The 15,746-nt window shown below is 62.8% G+C and carries 16 protein-coding genes; 10 read left to right on the top strand and 6 right to left on the bottom strand.

What is annotated here, in order from left to right; genetic code table 11:
• Nucleotides 1-3 precede the first annotated feature (3 nt).
• The 6 genes from Q0D44_RS01680 to Q0D44_RS01655 all read right to left on the bottom strand — a co-directional run bounded on the left by Q0D44_RS01680 (nucleotide 4) and on the right by Q0D44_RS01655 (nucleotide 4,815).
• On the bottom strand, nucleotides 4-159 hold the full coding sequence (locus Q0D44_RS01680; protein WP_294131429.1) for a hypothetical protein: 156 nt from the start codon (nucleotides 157-159) through the stop codon (nucleotides 4-6).
• A gap of 205 nt (nucleotides 160-364) precedes the next feature.
• Nucleotides 365-745, bottom strand: a complete 381-nt coding sequence (locus tag Q0D44_RS01675) for a VOC family protein (RefSeq protein WP_294131427.1) — start codon at nucleotides 743-745, stop codon at nucleotides 365-367.
• Nucleotides 746-1,110: 365 nt separating this feature from the next.
• Nucleotides 1,111-1,323 (bottom strand): DUF2093 domain-containing protein, encoded by a 213-nt coding sequence (locus tag Q0D44_RS01670; protein WP_294131426.1) that lies wholly within the window; start codon nucleotides 1,321-1,323, stop codon nucleotides 1,111-1,113.
• Nucleotides 1,323-2,726, bottom strand: coding sequence for a nitronate monooxygenase (locus Q0D44_RS01665; RefSeq protein ID WP_217675184.1), 1,404 nt, complete (start codon nucleotides 2,724-2,726; stop codon nucleotides 1,323-1,325). The genes Q0D44_RS01670 and Q0D44_RS01665 overlap by 1 nt, the downstream gene beginning before the upstream one ends.
• 93 nt (nucleotides 2,727-2,819) lie before the next feature.
• Nucleotides 2,820-3,953 (bottom strand): glycosyltransferase, encoded by a 1,134-nt coding sequence (locus Q0D44_RS01660; RefSeq protein WP_294131419.1) that lies wholly within the window; start codon nucleotides 3,951-3,953, stop codon nucleotides 2,820-2,822.
• Nucleotides 3,946-4,815 carry an alpha/beta hydrolase gene (locus Q0D44_RS01655; RefSeq protein ID WP_294131416.1) on the bottom strand — a complete coding sequence of 290 codons (870 nt, stop codon included), beginning with the start codon at nucleotides 4,813-4,815 and terminating at the stop codon, nucleotides 3,946-3,948. Before Q0D44_RS01655 ends, Q0D44_RS01660 begins: the two co-directional genes overlap by 8 nt.
• Nucleotides 4,816-4,852: 37 nt before the next feature.
• Here Q0D44_RS01655 and Q0D44_RS01650 point away from each other — a divergent pair, with 37 nt between their 5' ends.
• The 10 genes from Q0D44_RS01650 (at nucleotide 4,853) to Q0D44_RS01605 (ending at nucleotide 15,746) form a co-directional block, all read left to right on the top strand.
• Entirely contained in the window at nucleotides 4,853-6,241 is a 1,389-nt protein-coding gene (locus tag Q0D44_RS01650) for a protein adenylyltransferase SelO family protein (RefSeq protein ID WP_294131413.1), read from the top strand.
• A gap of 822 nt (nucleotides 6,242-7,063) precedes the next feature.
• Complete coding sequence (gene astD, locus Q0D44_RS01645; protein WP_294131411.1) at nucleotides 7,064-8,497, top strand: succinylglutamate-semialdehyde dehydrogenase; 1,434 nt, start codon at nucleotides 7,064-7,066, stop codon at nucleotides 8,495-8,497.
• A gap of 83 nt (nucleotides 8,498-8,580) precedes the next feature.
• Nucleotides 8,581-9,384: a uroporphyrinogen-III C-methyltransferase gene (gene cobA / locus Q0D44_RS01640; RefSeq protein ID WP_294131408.1), complete on the top strand. Its 804-nt coding sequence runs from the start codon at nucleotides 8,581-8,583 to the stop codon at nucleotides 9,382-9,384.
• A complete protein-coding gene (locus Q0D44_RS01635; protein ID WP_294131405.1) occupies nucleotides 9,381-9,677 on the top strand; it encodes a DUF2849 domain-containing protein in 297 nt (98 codons plus the stop codon). The genes cobA and Q0D44_RS01635 overlap by 4 nt, the downstream gene beginning before the upstream one ends.
• 3 nt (nucleotides 9,678-9,680) lie before the next feature.
• Complete coding sequence (locus Q0D44_RS01630) at nucleotides 9,681-11,312, top strand: nitrite/sulfite reductase (protein ID WP_294131402.1); 1,632 nt, start codon at nucleotides 9,681-9,683, stop codon at nucleotides 11,310-11,312.
• Complete coding sequence (locus Q0D44_RS01625) at nucleotides 11,305-11,430, top strand: hypothetical protein (protein ID WP_294131400.1); 126 nt, start codon at nucleotides 11,305-11,307, stop codon at nucleotides 11,428-11,430. The genes Q0D44_RS01630 and Q0D44_RS01625 overlap by 8 nt, the downstream gene beginning before the upstream one ends.
• Nucleotide 11,431: 1 nt before the next feature.
• Nucleotides 11,432-11,872 carry a DUF934 domain-containing protein gene (locus Q0D44_RS01620; RefSeq protein ID WP_294131397.1) on the top strand — a complete coding sequence of 147 codons (441 nt, stop codon included), beginning with the start codon at nucleotides 11,432-11,434 and terminating at the stop codon, nucleotides 11,870-11,872.
• On the top strand, nucleotides 11,865-12,650 hold the full coding sequence (locus tag Q0D44_RS01615; RefSeq protein ID WP_294131395.1) for a phosphoadenylyl-sulfate reductase: 786 nt from the start codon (nucleotides 11,865-11,867) through the stop codon (nucleotides 12,648-12,650). Before Q0D44_RS01620 ends, Q0D44_RS01615 begins: the two co-directional genes overlap by 8 nt.
• A 354-nt stretch (nucleotides 12,651-13,004) precedes the next feature.
• Nucleotides 13,005-13,916 carry a beta-1,6-N-acetylglucosaminyltransferase gene (locus tag Q0D44_RS01610; protein WP_294131393.1) on the top strand — a complete coding sequence of 304 codons (912 nt, stop codon included), beginning with the start codon at nucleotides 13,005-13,007 and terminating at the stop codon, nucleotides 13,914-13,916.
• 36 nt (nucleotides 13,917-13,952) lie between these two features.
• The gene (locus tag Q0D44_RS01605; protein WP_294131392.1) at nucleotides 13,953-15,746 is read left to right on the top strand and encodes a DUF885 family protein; all 1,794 of its coding nucleotides are present in this window, start codon (nucleotides 13,953-13,955) and stop codon (nucleotides 15,744-15,746) included.

The raw sequence follows: 15,746 nt of genomic DNA, 5'->3' as shown, positions 1-15,746 counted from the left end.
CGCTTACAGCGCCAACCGCGCCCAGAAATCATCGGGTGCGATCAACGCGGTGCCGCCGCGCGATCGGTCGATCCGCGACCAGCTGCTGTGGGGGATGGTGACGCGCGGCGCGCTTTCGGCGACACGCGACTGGCGGGAACCGCTGGCTTTACTGGTCATCGTTTTCTCCTTTCATCAAGGGAACACGAAACCGGGCGTGGACGCTTTGGCACCGTGCGCTTTAGCCGTTGGTGACGCGGAGCAAGCTGATCCTTCAAAAGCCGCGAAGCATGATGCTTGCGACTTTATCTAGCGATGTAGTTGGGAATGTCTAAATAGCTTTGCTTGGGGGCAGTATAACGCTGGCTTTTATGGCGCTTTGCGATCAACCGATGCGGTGAACGGCGCAGAGTTTGTTGCCCGACGGGTCGCGCAGATAGGCAAGATAGAGGTTGCCAAAGCTGCGTTCGCGTATGCCCGGCGGATCTTCGCAGGTCGTCCCGCCTGCTGCGACACCGGCTGCATGCCAGGCGTCGGTCTGTTCGAGCGAAGCCATGGTAAAGCCGATCGTTCCACCATTGGCGCAACTGGCGGACTGGCCGTCGATCGGCCTGCTCACCATGAACAGCGCGCCATTATGCATGTAGATCAGGCGACCCTCATCATCAGTAAAGGCAGGCTTGCCGCCGACCGCCTGAAACAGCGCATCGTAAAAGATTTTGGCACCGTCGATGTCATCGGCACCGACCATGACGTGACTGAACATGAGATTGCCTCTTATCGTGGAGATCAGCGTTGAACCAACTGTGGCCACGCTTCAGACGCAAGAAAAGGGCCAGCTGCACCGGCCCGGCCTGCGTCGCTCCAGCGCGACAGGATCAGAAGATCGTGCTGTAGAGAAACCAGCCGACGATCAGCAGGCTCGACACGATGCAGATACGATCACCAAAGACGTCGATACGAGACATCAAAAACATCCTTCCACCATGGGCGATCTTCGTCGCCTCGATAGAAAGATTACATCAGTTTTTACCGAACTGAAACATCAAAATTGCGACGAAGCCGCCCATGCCTGCGATAAGCCGCATTTAGCGGCCCTTGAACGCTATCTTTGGTCGCACGTTTACAGGATTAGCGAAAAGCCGGGCCGCGATGGCGCAGGTAAGAATCGGTTGCCTCCTGCGGCCCACGATAGGCTTCCTGAAATTCCGCGCTCCAATATTTCAAATCGTCCAGATCGATCCGCGCGCCGGACACCGCGCACAGGACGAACTGCCCCGGCCGCACGACATCGAAATGCGGCGTGTCATAATGCAGCACCGCCAACCCCTGAATATCCGCCATCAGTCGCCCGTCAGGATACGGTCGACCAGTTGCTTGACGGTCGGGACAAAGCCGTTGGAGTAGAAAGGGTCCTGCTTGAACTTGTAAGCGCCATGGCCAGCAAACACCAGATTTTGGTCCAGATCGCCGCCATGGACGGCTTCCTGCAATGCCTTCTGGATGCAGAAGCTGCGCGGATCGGCCAGGCGACCGGTCGAGTTGGTCTCGCTATCCATCCAGCTGGAGAAGGCGCATTGGCTAAGGCACCCCATGCAGTCGGTCTGGTCCTTGCGGATCACCGCCCGCTCTTCGTCGCCGACGAACACCAGCGTATTGTCCGGCGTCTTGAGCGCGGAGGTAAAGCCCTGCCCGAACCACTCCCGCGCACGATTGAGGTCACCCAGCGTCACCCAGAAATGCTTGCCCTTCACGCCCACGTCGAGCTGGTGGGTATGGTCGCCCGCCTGTTCGGTGCTGAACGCGATCTGCCGTTCCGAACGCGCTTCCAGGCTGCGGAGGAAGGGATTGCGCACCGCCGAGCTGTAGAAGCCGGTGGGCGAAAAACGGTGCAGCAGAATGTCGCCGGGGTTCAGCTCGGTCAGCAACGCCTTCCACGCCTGCGGGATCGGGCTTTCCTGCGTCAGCAATGGGCGGGTGCCAAACTGGAACGCGATTGCGCCCAATTCGGGATTGTCGATCCAGTCGTTCCAGTCCTTGAGCGCCCAAACGCCGCCCGCCATCACGATCGGCACATCATCCGAAATGCCGCCTTCGCGCATGGTTGCCCGCAGATCGCGGACGCGGGGATAAGGATCCTGCGGCATTTTAGGGTCTTCGGCGTTGGACAGGCCGTTATGGCCCCCGGCCAGCCAGGGATCTTCATAGACCACCGCCGCCAGCCATTCCGCCGCCTTGGAATAGGCGCGCTTCCAGAGCGCGCGGAAGGCGCGGCCGGAGGAGACGATCGGCAGATAGCTGACATTGTAGGAGGCTGCGATTTCCGACAGCTTGTAGGGCATACCCGCGCCGCAGGTGACGCCCGCGACCATGCCTTTGGTCCTCTCCAGCACGCCGTGAAGCACGCGCTGCGCTCCGCCCATTTCCCACAGGACGTTGATGTTGATCGCGCCCTTGCCACCGGCAATTTCATAGGCGCGCTTCACCTGTTCGACCGCGCCGTCAATCGCGTAGGCGACCAGTTCTTCATGGCGGTCGCGGCGGGTGCGGCCATGATAGATTTGGGGGATGACATTGCCGAAACTGTCATAGCTGTCGGCATTGACCGCCGACACCGTACCGATGCCGCCAGCCGCCGCCCAGGCACCCGAACTGGCATGGTTGGACACCGCAACGCCCTTGCCGCCCTCGACCAGCGGCCAGACTTCGCGGCCACCATAGACGATAGGCTTCAACCCCTTGAACAACGACATCTCCCGCGAAAAAGCGACACCGGACCCGACCGGGCAAAGGCCACTGCTATAGCAGCCTTTGCAGTGATTGACGAATTTCCGCGCGCCTTAGCGCAAAATGTCGGGGCTGGCCAGTGCCTCCCCGTACAGCTTGGCATAAGCATCGACCATCGCCTGTTCGGCATAGTCGCGGACGGCGCGATCGCGGTTGGCAGCGCCCAGCCGGCCGCGCAGGTCAGGGTCGGCGGCGAGCGCGCCAAGCGCTGCGGCCAGGCCTGCCTCGTCCGGTACAACGAAAGCGCGATTCTCCGGCGCGACCATATTGATGACGTCGCCGACATCCATCGAGGCAACCGGCAAGCCCGCCGCCATCGCCTCCACCAGCGAGATCGGGAATTGTTCGCTGTCCGAAGAAAGCGCGAAAATATCGAACAGGCCGACGAAGCGCCAGGGCCGGTCCATGAAGCCCGCCATGTGGAGATCGTCGAGACCATGGGTGGCGGCTTGCGCCAATATGGCGTCGCGTTCCGGCCCCTCCCCTACGACCACCAGTTGCAGCCGATCCTTGTGCGCGGCGACCGCGCGGACCAGGCGGGGGATATTCTTGACCGGACGCAACCCCGCCAGTGTTCCGACAAGCAGTTTGCCCGGCGACCGACGCAGGCCGGGAATGGCGTCGGGCGCTGGCGGGTCGGCATAGCGGGCGGTGTCGATGCCGTTGCGGATCAGATGAACCTTGGCCGCGGGCTGTTTCCAGACGTGCCGGGCGATACCCTCCAGCCGGACGGAGGGAACGACCAGCGCGCTGGCGCGACCGAGGGCGACACGGCGATAGAGGTTGCGCTGGGGCTTGAGACCGGCGGCTTCATCGGCGTTGAAACCATCTTCATGATGGATGAGCGGCGGCATGGCCGACACTGAGCTGGACACTCTGTGCGCCATCGCAGCGTCCATCGCCCCCCAATTATAGGTCAGAATTAAATCGTATTTTTTCAAGAAGTTAGCTATATCGCGAAAACGCCCTACCCCCGGACGACCGGCAAACGGGGGGGATGCGGGGAAATCCGCCTGAACAGCCGGGTCGATCGCCGCGCGGGCGCCGAGTGCATCCGGCGCAGCGCTGACGATGCTGTGGCGCGCCTTGTCGCCCCAGATGTTCATCAGGCGGATGGCGCGTGCTTCCTTGCCGCCCAGAGTGAAGCTGCCATGGACGTGCAATATGTGCGGCTGACTGTCAGCCATGCAGGACGCGGGCCAGCAACCGGTCGATCGCGGCGATGCTTTCCGGCTCGTCCAGCGCGGGGGCATGGCCGACACCCGGCACCGTCACCAGTTCCGCCTTTGCGCCGATGTCGGCCACCATTCGCTGCGCCGTCTCTGCGCTCAGCAGGTCGGATCGTTCGCCGCGCAGCAACAGCGTTGGAATATCGCGGAAGGCCGCCATGACCGGCCACATATCGACGCCCGCCTCGCTCCCCATGGCGCGGATCGGTTCGGCGATGCGCATGTCATAGTCCAGCACGATCCGGCCCGCGCTGTTCAGGCGATAGAGGCGCTTGGCCATGGCCAGCCATTGTTCCAGGCCATAGGTGGGATAGACGTCGCGATTGCCCTCCTCCAGCGCGCGGGCGGCATGAACCCAGCTGGGGTGCGACTGATTGACGCCGACATAGGTGCGGATGCGCGCCAGGCCCGCTTCGTCCAGCGCCGGGCCGACATCGTTGAGCAGCGCGCCCGCCAGCCATTCGCGGTGGGTCGCGGCGACCAGCATGGTAATGAGTCCGCCCAGCGACGTGCCAACCGCAACGAAACGGGTGATGGCAAGATCGGCCAGTAACCGGCTGATATCCTGTAAATAAGTCAGCGGCACATAGGTCATCGGGTCTTTGGCCTGGGCGCTTGTCGCGCGCCCCCGCATGTCCGGGCAGATCAGCCGCCAGTCGCCGGCAAACCGCGCGGCCAGCGGCTCGAAATCGCGCGCATTGCGGGTCAGGCCCGGCAGGCACAGCAGTGGCGGGCGGCCATCATGACCCCCGGCATAGTCCCGGTAATGCAGCCGCAGCCCATCGGGGGACCACCAATATGCGTCGCTATAGTCGACCAAGCTTGATCCTTCAGGTGTCGCTCCCCCATATCGCCTTATGAACCATATCCCGCAAGCCGCCAAATATAGCCCCGCCAGCGAAATCGATGCGCTGATGCCCGACATCGCCGATCCGGTGAGCGCGGCGGACTTTCCGCAGACGATCCTGCGCTTCCGCAACGACCGGGCGGCGGCCACGGTGGGGCTGGACGGGCTGAGCGATGAACAATGGATCGCGCATTTCGGGCGGTTCGCGCCGCTGGAGGGATCGCTGCCACGGCCGCTGGCGCTGAAATATCATGGCCACCAGTTCCGCCATTATAATCCCGACATTGGCGACGGGCGCGGATTCCTGTTCGCGCAATTGCGGGACGATGCGGGGCGCCTGATGGACCTGGGTACCAAGGGCAGCGGCCAGACGCCCTATAGCCGCTTTGGCGACGGGCGGCTGACGCTGAAAGGCGGGGTGCGGGAGATATTGGCGACCGAAATGCTGGTGGCGCTGGGCGTGCCGACGTCGCGCACCTTCTCGATCATCGAGACGGGCGAGGCGCTGGAGCGTAACGACGAACCATCACCCACGCGCGGCGCGGCGATGGTGCGCCTGTCCCATTCGCATATCCGCATCGGTAGCTTCCAGCGGGCGGCCTTTCATGAGGATAAGGCGCTGCTGGAACGACTGACCGACTATGCTCTGACGCGGCTCTATGGTGAAGTGCCGGGCGACAATCCGCCCGCGCAACTGCTGGGCCGGGTGGTCGAGCGGACAGCCGATCTGGCGGCAAGCTATATGATCGCGGGGTTCGTCCATGGCGTTCTGAACAGCGACAATATCAACGTGACGGGTGAGAGTTTCGACTATGGCCCATGGCGCTTCACGCCCTTGTGGGACGCAGGCTTTACCGCCGCCTATTTCGATCATCAGGGCCTCTATGCGTTCGGGCGGCAGGCCGAAGCGATCCATTGGGACGTCGCGCAACTGGCGGTGTCGCTGCGCGCGCTGGTCGAGGCCGAGCCGCTGATCGCGCAGCTGGAGCGGTTTCCGGCTTTGTACGGCGAGGCTATGGCGCGGCGCTTTTGCTGGCGGCTGGGGGTTGTGCAGGGGGACGACGTCAACGCGATGGTCGAGGCGGCGGTGCGGGGGATGGTGACGACCGGGACCGGAATCGACCGCTTCTTCCATGACTGGCGCGGCGGGGTTCAGCGCGAAGGCGCGGATTATAGCGATGCGGCCTGGGGGGCGTTTCGGGATGCTGTGGCAGGGTTTGAGGCTGTGCAAGGGGCGCGGGATCATGACTATTGGGCGGACGAAGCACCCTGCTCGATGCACATTGACGAGGTCGAGGCAATCTGGGCCGCGATTGCGGAGGGGGATGACTGGGGGCCGCTGCACGCGAAGGTCGCGGCGGTAAGGCGGATGGGCGCGGCGTATGGGGTAGCCCGTTGATGGATTGGCAATGGATGACCATTTGCAGACATTTTAATCGTCAGGAATCAATCCCCTAACCTGACATTCCAATAAGCCGGAGCATCGCAGGCATGAGGCTTCCAATACGAAACTATCTAACCACGCCCCTGACGATCTTTATCGAACCTGTCTGTGACCAGCATGAGGTCCCGGTTGGCGGCGAAGCGATTGTTACTCTCGAAGACGGGTATCCCCATTCTATCGATGTTCATCCTGATCAGTGGGTTTCGATATGGAATGAAGGCCCCGAATGGGCAAGGGTTGAGATTTTCAGCGAGCATCAATTTTCCATACCAAGCAAGAAAGCCGACTAAGCAATTTCGGCCAAAGCGCGACATTCATAACGCCGACTTGCAGACATTCTGCGCTTTGATACAAAGTTCCGATGGAAGGTTTGTTTTGGTCAGTGATCTTTACGTTGTGGATGGTCATTGTCGCACATTTTGCGTCACCGTGGTGGATGATCGTGCTTTTGACTCCACTGCCCATATTGATGGTTTGCGTTTGGCCGGTCGCGAAAGCAGTTTTCCAAGGCAAGCTTAGAAAACCGGACGATCTTATAGATAGCGAGCGCAACTGACGGAAGCCTACCGGGCAATCGCTTTGAAAGCCGACAGTCCGCTCCCCACACACCTCCGTCATCCCCGCGAAAGCGGGGACCCATCGTGCATCCCACGATCCAATGGTATGAAGAGACATGGGTTCCCGCTTTCGCGGGAATGACGGGTAGAGAAAATTCCCGCTTTTTGCTTCCCGCCCCGCCCCCTTCCTTCCTTAACCTTTTTCCGCCATATCAGCGCCATGGCCGCAACCCTGACATCCCATGAACCCGCCACCGGCGTCCTGCTCTGGCAGGGCGAGGCGGGGGATGTGGAGGCGGAGGTTGCGCGGGCGCGGGCGGCGTGGCCGCGCTGGGCGGCGCAGCCCATCGCCTACCGGATCGAAACGCTGCGGCGCTTCGTCAATGTCGTGCGGCGGAACGAGGATGCGCTGGCGGACCTGATCGCGCGCGAAACCGGCAAGCCGCTGTGGGACGCCCATGCCGAAGTGGCGGGCGTGATGGCCAAGGTCGACATTTCGGTCGCCGCCTATTCCGAACGCACCGGACAGAAGCGGCTGGAGGCGGCACTGGGCGCGCGGCAATCGGTGCGGCACAAGCCCCATGGCGTGATGGCGGTGCTGGGTCCTTATAATTTCCCCGCCCATCTGCCCAATGGCCATATCGTCCCGGCCCTGCTGGCGGGCAATGCGGTGGTGTTCAAACCGTCGGAGAAAACCCCGGCGGTGGGCGAGATGCTGGTGAAGCTCTATCATGAGGCTGGCGTGCCGATCGAGGCGATGCGGCTGTTGCTGGGCGGGCCGGACGCGGGCAAGGCGCTGGCGGCGCATCCCGATGTCGGCGGTATCTTGTTCACCGGATCGGCGCAGACCGGCATCGCGATCAACCGGCAGTTCGCCGCGCAGCCATCCAAGATATTGGCGCTGGAGATGGGCGGCAACAATCCCATCATCGTGTGGGATACGCCCGAAATCAACGCCGCCGCCGTGCTGGTGGTGCAGTCCGCCTTCCTGTCGAGCGGGCAGCGCTGCACCGCGGCCAGCCGCCTGATCGTGAAAGACAGCATCGCCGACGCCTTCATCGCGGAGGTCAAGAAGCTGGCCGACCGGCTGATCGTCGACCATCCCCATGCCGACCCCACGCCCTATATGGGTCCGGTGATCGACAATCCGACCGCTGATGGGCTGACCGAGAGTTTCCTGTGGCTGATGAGCAATGGCGGCAAGCCGATCAAGCATATGGTGCGGCCCAAAAAGGGCCTGCCCTTCGTCAGCCCCGCGATCATCGACGTGACCGCCATGACGGAACGGCCCGATGTCGAACTGTTCGGGCCGTTGCTCCAGGTCATCCGCGTCGCTGAATTTGGCGATGCGATCGCGGAGGCGAACAATACGCGCTATGGCCTGTCCGCCTCGCTGATTGGCGGAACGCCTGACCAGTATAATCAGTTCTGGGCCAATGTCCGCGCGGGGGTGATCAACTGGAATCGCCCGACCAATGGGGCATCCTCCTCTGCACCGTTCGGGGGCGTCGGCACTTCCGGCAACCACCGGCCAAGCGCCTATTATGCCGCCGATTATTGCGCCTATCCGGTGGTGTCGGCGGAAATCGAGCAGCCGCGCGCCTCGATCGGCGTCGGGCTGAAGGACATTGATATCAGCGCGATGGGCGATTGACGCCCTGCCCGGACAAGATTTCCTAATCCCCGACATACCCATTCTGAATTGAACTTCGCCTGCGCATTGTCCACATGCCGAGCATGGCTGACCCTGTATCTGATCCTGTTGTACCCGCCACCGTCCATCTGGTCGGCGCGGGGCCGGGCGACCCGGAATTGCTGACGATCAAGGCGGTGCGGCTGATCCGCGATGCGCGGCTGATCGTGCATGACGGGCTGGTGTCGGACGAGATTCTCGCGCTGGCGTCGCCCGATGCAGAACTGATCAGCGTCGCCAAGCAGCGCAGCCGCCATTCGATGCCGCAGGAGGCGATCAACGCGCTGCTGGTGCGCTTTGCGCTGGCGGGCGAGTCTGTCGTGCGGCTGAAGGGCGGCGATCCGTTCATTTTCGGGCGCGGCGGCGAGGAAATGGAAGCGTGCCGGGCGGCGGGCGTGCCGGCGGAAATCGTGCCGGGCGTCAGCGCCGCCATCGGCGCGGCGGCGCAGGCACAACTGCCGCTGACCCATCGTGACGCATCGAGCGCGGTCACCTTCGTGGCGGGCCAGTGCAAGGGACTGCGCGATCAGGACTGGTCTGGCCTAGCTGGTCAGGGTCGCACGCTTGTCATCTATATGGGCGTGGCGACGGCGGCGCAGATTGCCGACAAGCTGATCGCCGACGGCGTGTCGCCTGCCTTACCGGTCGCGGTGCTAGAAAATGGCACGCGGGCCGATATGCGCACGCTGCGCACCCTGCTCGCCGACCTTGGCGATATGGTGGCGCGGGAGGCGGTGGTCAGCCCGGCGCTGATCGTTGTGGGAGAGGTAGCGCGCTACGCGCTGGCACAGGACGTGCTGGCGGGATGGGCGCAAAGACAGGAATATGGGGCGGAGATGCGTTCGTGAAGATTTTGACGGGTAATGATCTGGCATCGGGCGACGTCATCTGGTGGGCGGGCGATGGCTGGTCGCGGCAGGTGGGCGATGCGGCCGATGTTGGCGCGCATGGCGATGATCTGGCGCGCGCGGAGGAAGCCGCGCTGCGGGTCGTGGGTGCCTATGTGATCGACGCGACCCTTGGCGAGGATGGCGTGCGCCCGGCCCATATCAAGGACCGCATCCGCGCCTTCGGCCCGACCGTGCGCCCCGACCTAGTCGAACAACCAACCGAAGCCGACATCGGCAAGTGGGTGATCTGAACCATGTATCGTTATGACAGCTATGACCAGGCCATCGTCGACGCCCGCGTCGAGGAATTTCGCGACCAGACCCAGCGCCGCCTTACCGGCGCCCTGACCGAGGACCAGTTCAAGCCGCTGCGGCTGATGAACGGCCTCTATCTCCAGCTGCACGCCTATATGCTGCGCGTTGCCATCCCCTATGGCACGCTGAGCGGCAAGCAGATGCGCAAGCTGGGCGAGATTGCGGGCAAATATGACAAGGGCTATGGCCACTTCACCACGCGCCAGAACCTGCAATATAACTGGATCAAGCTGGCCGATGCGCCCGACATTCTGGCCGAACTGGCGACGGTCGAGATGCACGCCATCCAGACATCGGGCAATTGCATCCGCAATATCTCGTCCGACCAATATGCCGGTGTCAGCGCCGACGAGGTAGCGGACCCCCGCCCCTGGGCCGAATTGCTGCGCCAATGGTCGAGCTTCCACCCGGAATTCACCTATCTTCCGCGCAAGTTCAAGATTGCGGTGATCGCGTCCGACGATGATCGCGCGGCGATGCGGCTGCATGACATCGGCCTGAAACTGGTCGAGCGGGACGGTGTCGTCGGCGCGGAAGTCTATGCCGGTGGCGGCATGGGGCGCACGCCAATGGTTGCACCGCTTATCAGGGACTTCATCGCTGAAGATGAGATCATCTCTTATCTGGAAGCCTGCCTGCGCGTCTATAATCGCTATGGTCGCCGCGACAATAAATATAAGGCGCGGATCAAGATACTGGTCCATGAAATCGGCGTCGAGGAATATAAGCGGCAGGTCGAGGAAGAGTTTGCGCATATGCGTGAACTGGGCCTCAATCCGCCGGTTGAGGAACTGGCCCGCATCCGCGCCTTCTTCGCCGCGCCCGCTTATGAAAGCGGCTTGAGCGACGATATCGACCGCAGCAACCCCGCCTTTGCCCTGTGGGTGGACCGGCAGGTCGCGGCGCACAAGGCACCCGGCTATGCGATCGTCAATATCAGCCTAAAGCCGATCGACGGCATCCCCGGCGATGCGTCTGCGGAACAGATTGGTCTGGTCGCGGACCTCGCCGAAGCCTATTCGTTCGATGAACTGCGCGTCACGCACGCGCAGAATCTGGTGCTGCCCCATGTGAAGAAGGCGGACCTTTACGCCGTCTGGCAGAAGCTGGTCGCAGCGGGGCTGGCGGAGGCCAATCTGGACCTCATCACCGACATCATCGCCTGCCCCGGCCTCGACTATTGCGCGCTCGCCAATGCGCGGTCGATCCCGCTGGCGCAGAAGATCGCGGCACGCTTTGCCGCGGCGGAGCGGCAGGCGGAGATAGGCGAACTGAAGCTCAAGATATCGGGTTGCATCAATGCCTGCGGCCATCATCATGCCGGGCATATCGGCATTTTGGGCGTGGACCGGCGCGGCGTGGAAAATTTCCAGCTGCTGCTGGGCGGATCGGGCGCGGAAGATGCCTCGCTGGGCCAGATCACTGGGCCGGGCTTTTCCGAAGATGGCGTGGTCGATGCGATCGAGAAGGTCACCGACATTTATCTCGCCGAGCGGGAAAGCGGCGAACGCTTCCTCGACACCTATCGCCGCATCGGCATGAAGCCCTTTAAGGAGGCGATCTATGGTTGATTATACACAACAGCCGTTCGCCCTGAGCCTGTCGAAGGGTTCCGCTGAACGTAGTGAAGCGCCTTCGCTTCGCTCTGGCAAAGGCTTCGACTTCGCTCAGCCCGAACGGGAATTGTAAGATGGTTGAATTTCTCTCCTTCCGCGACGGCGAGTCCACGCAGGAACCCGCCGTGACGGTCGAATCCTTCACCGGCCAGTCCAACGCCACCGCCGTCCGCATCGAGCCGGGCGAGGATGCGCGCGAATTGCTGCCCCATCTGGACCGTATCTCGCTGATTGAGGTGAATTTCCCCGGTTTTGGCGACGGGCGCGGCTATTCGGCGGCGCGGATCGTGCGGGAGGCCGGCTATACCGGCGAATTGCGCGCGGTGGGCGACGTGCTGGTCGATCAGATCGTGGCCATGCGCCGCTGCGGCTTTGACAGCTTCCATCCTGCCAAGGCGCTGGACGATGCCGCCGTCGAACGCGCGCTCAATCGTTATGATGACGTCTATCAGAAGGCGATCGATGGCCGCAGCCCCATTTGGGCCAAGCGGCACCCGGAGACACAAAATGGCTGAAGCCGCCCGCACGCTCGACATCATCGACGCCCGCCCCGCCTTTACGCAGGGTGACGCGGACGCGCTCAACGCGCGGTTTGACGGTGTCGGCACGCTGGACATGCTCAAGACCGTCTTTGCCAAAGGGCTGGCGGGGAATGTCGCGGTCGTATCCTCCTTCGGCACCGAAAGCGCGGTGCTGCTGCATCTGGTGGCGCAGGCGGACCCGACCGTTCCGGTGATCTTTGTCGATACGCTCAAGATGTTCGCCGAAACCTTGACCTATCGCGACACGCTGATCGACGCTTTCGGCTTTACCGACAGCCGCACCGTGACGCCGATCGCCGAAGTGATCGCGAAGAAGGACGAGACCGGCCTGCGCTGGTCCTATGATCCCGATGGCTGCTGCGACATTCGCAAGGTCGAGCCATTGAAGCGCGCCAAGGAAGGCCTCGACGCCTGGATTTCCGGGCGCAAGGCGTTCCAGTCGATCACGCGGCAGAATCTGCCCCGCTTCGAGGTCGAGGATGGGCGGCTCAAGATCAATCCGCTGGGCGACTGGACCAAGGATGATCTGGAGGCCTATTTCGCGCAGCACGCCCTGCCCCGCCATCCGCTGGAGGCCCAGGGCTATCTGTCGATCGGCTGCGAACCCTGCACGTCCAAGGTGCAGCCGGGCGAGGACCCGCGCGCGGGCCGCTGGCGTGGCTGGGACAAGGTGGAATGCGGCATCCACTCGCCCGTCACGCCGATCCCGGTGGTCGATCCCGAAGATCCCGCCAACATGCCGGTATTCTGATCGTCTGGATTAGCCTTACTTCAGATTGAGCCTCAACCTCCGTTCGTTTCGAGCGAAGTCGAGAACGGTCGCGCGCAGTTTCTCGACTTCGCTCGAAACGAACGGAGGAAGTGAATAACGTCCGGCGCTGGAGAGGGGTTCGGGGGGATGCTCTCCCTCATTTACGCGCACCCCTAAGAATCGCGGTGCATCATCCCCATATGCCGTTCTCGGCATATGGCCGGGGCGGCCTCGCTTCGACCTGAACCCCCTATGCCGGTCGAACCTCTCGCTTCGATGATTTTCCAAAAGGCTGGAAACACCTGCACCGCATCGGTCACCCGACCGATGCGCGCCTGATGGAGTGTGCCCCGCATGATCGCCTATCTCATCCTCGTCCACCGCTTCCCCGAACAGTTCAAGCGTATGTTCCGCGCCATCTATGTGCCGGGCAATCATTATCTGATCCATGTCGATCACCGGTCGGGCGCTACGATGCAGGCGGATGTTGCCGCGTTCCTCAAACCCTACGCCAATGTCGCAATGCTGCCGTCGCGCAAGATGCTGTGGGGCGGATATAGTCTGGTCGATGCCGAACTGCGTGGCATGGCCAAATTGCTGGAGATGGGCGCGGACTGGCGCTATTTCATCAATTTGAGCGGGCAGGATTTCCCGCTCAAATCGCAGGCTTACATCGCCGACTATCTGGCACAGCATGACGGGACCGAGTTCATCCGCGCCGTGCCGCAGCAGGCCGTCCGCCCCGACACGATGAACCGGCTGAGCCATTATTTCATCGAAGCGTTCAACCGCATCGTCCGCACCGGCATCCCGCGCCGCCGCATGGCGGGGATCACCCCCTATATCGGCACCCAGTGGAAGGCGGTCACCCGCGATTTCTGCGCCTTTGTCTGTAGCGACCCCGCCGCGCTGAAATTCAAGAATTTCTACCGCCGCACGCTGATTGCTGACGAAGGCTTTTTCCAGACGGTGATGATGAACGCCTTTGCCCCTGACAAACAGGTCAATGACGATCTGCGTACGATCGACTGGATTCCCGATGGCGACATCAAGCTACGCCCCCGGACATTCGTGACCCGCGACGCGCTGCGGCTGACGCTCAGCCCGGACCTGTTCGCGCGCAAATTCGATGCGCAGGAGGATAGCCATATCCTCGACCTGCTGGAGGCCTATCTGCTGACGCCCGCCGCCACGGTGCTGCCCAAGCAGGCCGAACCGCACGCAACAATATTACAAGCCTCTGGACGGATCGCATCAGCGGCTTAAGAGTCTCCCTTATTCAAAGATAAGGGAGTCCCAGCCATGGACCGTCGTGATTTTCTGCTGTCCTCCGGCGCCGTTGCCATCGCCGTAGCTGCCCCCCGCGCTTTCGCGCAGGGCAGCGACGATGCGCGGCTGTCGGCGGCCTTCACCGCCATTTTCGAGCGGCAACTGGACCTCTCGCCCAGCTTCGTCACCAGCCTGGGGCTGGACAAGGGCGCGCGGGCGGGAGCGAAGAGCCAACTGGACGACAATAGCAAGTCGGCGATGATGAAGCGGCTGGCCGCAACGCAGGCGGCGATCAAGGAACTGGAGGGATTTAAGTCCGCCAGCCTGTCCGCTCCGCAGCGGCTGAACCTTGACGTCATCCTCTATTCGCTTGGGCAGCAGACGGTAGCCCCGGCGACATTTGGCCTGAACAGTGCAGTGCGCCCCTATCGTATCTTCCAGCAGGGCGGCAGCTATTTTTCGACGCCCGATTTCCTGAACACCGCCCACACCATCAATGTGGCGGCGGACGGCGACGCCTATCTGGCGCGGCTGGAAGCGTTCGCCCGCAACCTGCGCACCGATAGCGCGATGCAGCGGGACGAGGCGGCGCGCGGCTATCTGGCACCCGGCTGGTCACTGGACCTGACGCTGGGGCAGATGAAGAAGCTGCGCGATCAGCCTGCCGCCAGCAGCAGCCTGGTCCAGTCGCTGGTGAAGCGCGCGGCGGCCAAGGGGATAGCGGGCGACTGGCAGGGACCGGCGGCAGCGATTGTCGAGAAAAGCATCTACCCCGCGCTCGACGCGCAGATCGCGATGATCGAGGGGCTGCGCGGCAAGACTACGGCGGGCGATGGCGTATGGCGCACCCCGCGCGGCGAGGAGATTTACGCCGCCGCATTGAAGAGCGCGACCACCACCGACCTGTCGGCGGCGGACATCCACGCGATGGGGGTGGAGCAGGTTGCCGACATCAGCGCGCAGCTTGACACGATCCTGCAAGGCGCGGGCTATACCAAGGGGACGATCGGCGAACGGCTGGCGGCGCTGAACGCCGATCCGTCGCAGGTCTATCCCGACACGGCGCAGGGGCGCGCCGATCTGATCGCCGCGCTCAATGCCGAAGCCAAGCTGATGCAGGCGAAATTGCCGCAGGCCTTTGCAACCATTCCCGATACGCCGCTCGAAATCCGCGCGGTGCCGGTCGAGATTCAGGATGGCGCGTCGAACGGCTATTATAATCGCGCGGCGCTGGACGGGTCGCGCCCGGCGATCTTCTTCATCAATTTGAAGGCGATAGGCGACTGGCCCAAATATACGCTGCCTGCACTCAACTATCATGAAGGGGTGCCGGGGCATCACCTCCAGATTTCGACCGCGCAGACGGCGGGCGACATTCCCATGCTACGCAAGACCGCCTTCATGAGCGCCTATAGCGAAGGCTGGGCGCTCTATGCCGAACAGCTGTCGGACGAGCTGAAGGGCTATGCCACCCCGCTAGACCGGGCGGGGTATCTGCAATCCTTCCTGTTCCGCGCGGCGCGGTTGGTGGTCGACACAGGCATTCATAGCAAGCAATGGAGCCGTGAGAAGGCCACCGCCTATATGGTTGAAAAGACCGGCTTCACCCAGGCACGCTGCCAGCGTGAAGTGGAGCGTTACTGCACCCAGCCGGGCCAGGCGACCAGCTACAAGGTCGGCCATGGCGTATGGAGCAAGGCGCGCGCCGCGGCGCAGGCAGCGATGGGTGACCGCTTCGATATCAAGCAGTTCCACGCCATTCTTGAGGAAGGCGCGATGCCGCTGTCGATGCTGGAGGCAAGGGTTGCGGCGAGGGCGAAGGGCTGA

The sequence above is a fragment of the Sphingobium sp. genome, from assembly GCA_023266575.1.
Taxonomy (GTDB): domain Bacteria; phylum Pseudomonadota; class Alphaproteobacteria; order Sphingomonadales; family Sphingomonadaceae; genus Sphingobium.
The sequence above is the reverse complement of the archived record's forward strand: the minus strand, read 5'-3'. Positions and strand labels throughout refer to the sequence as shown.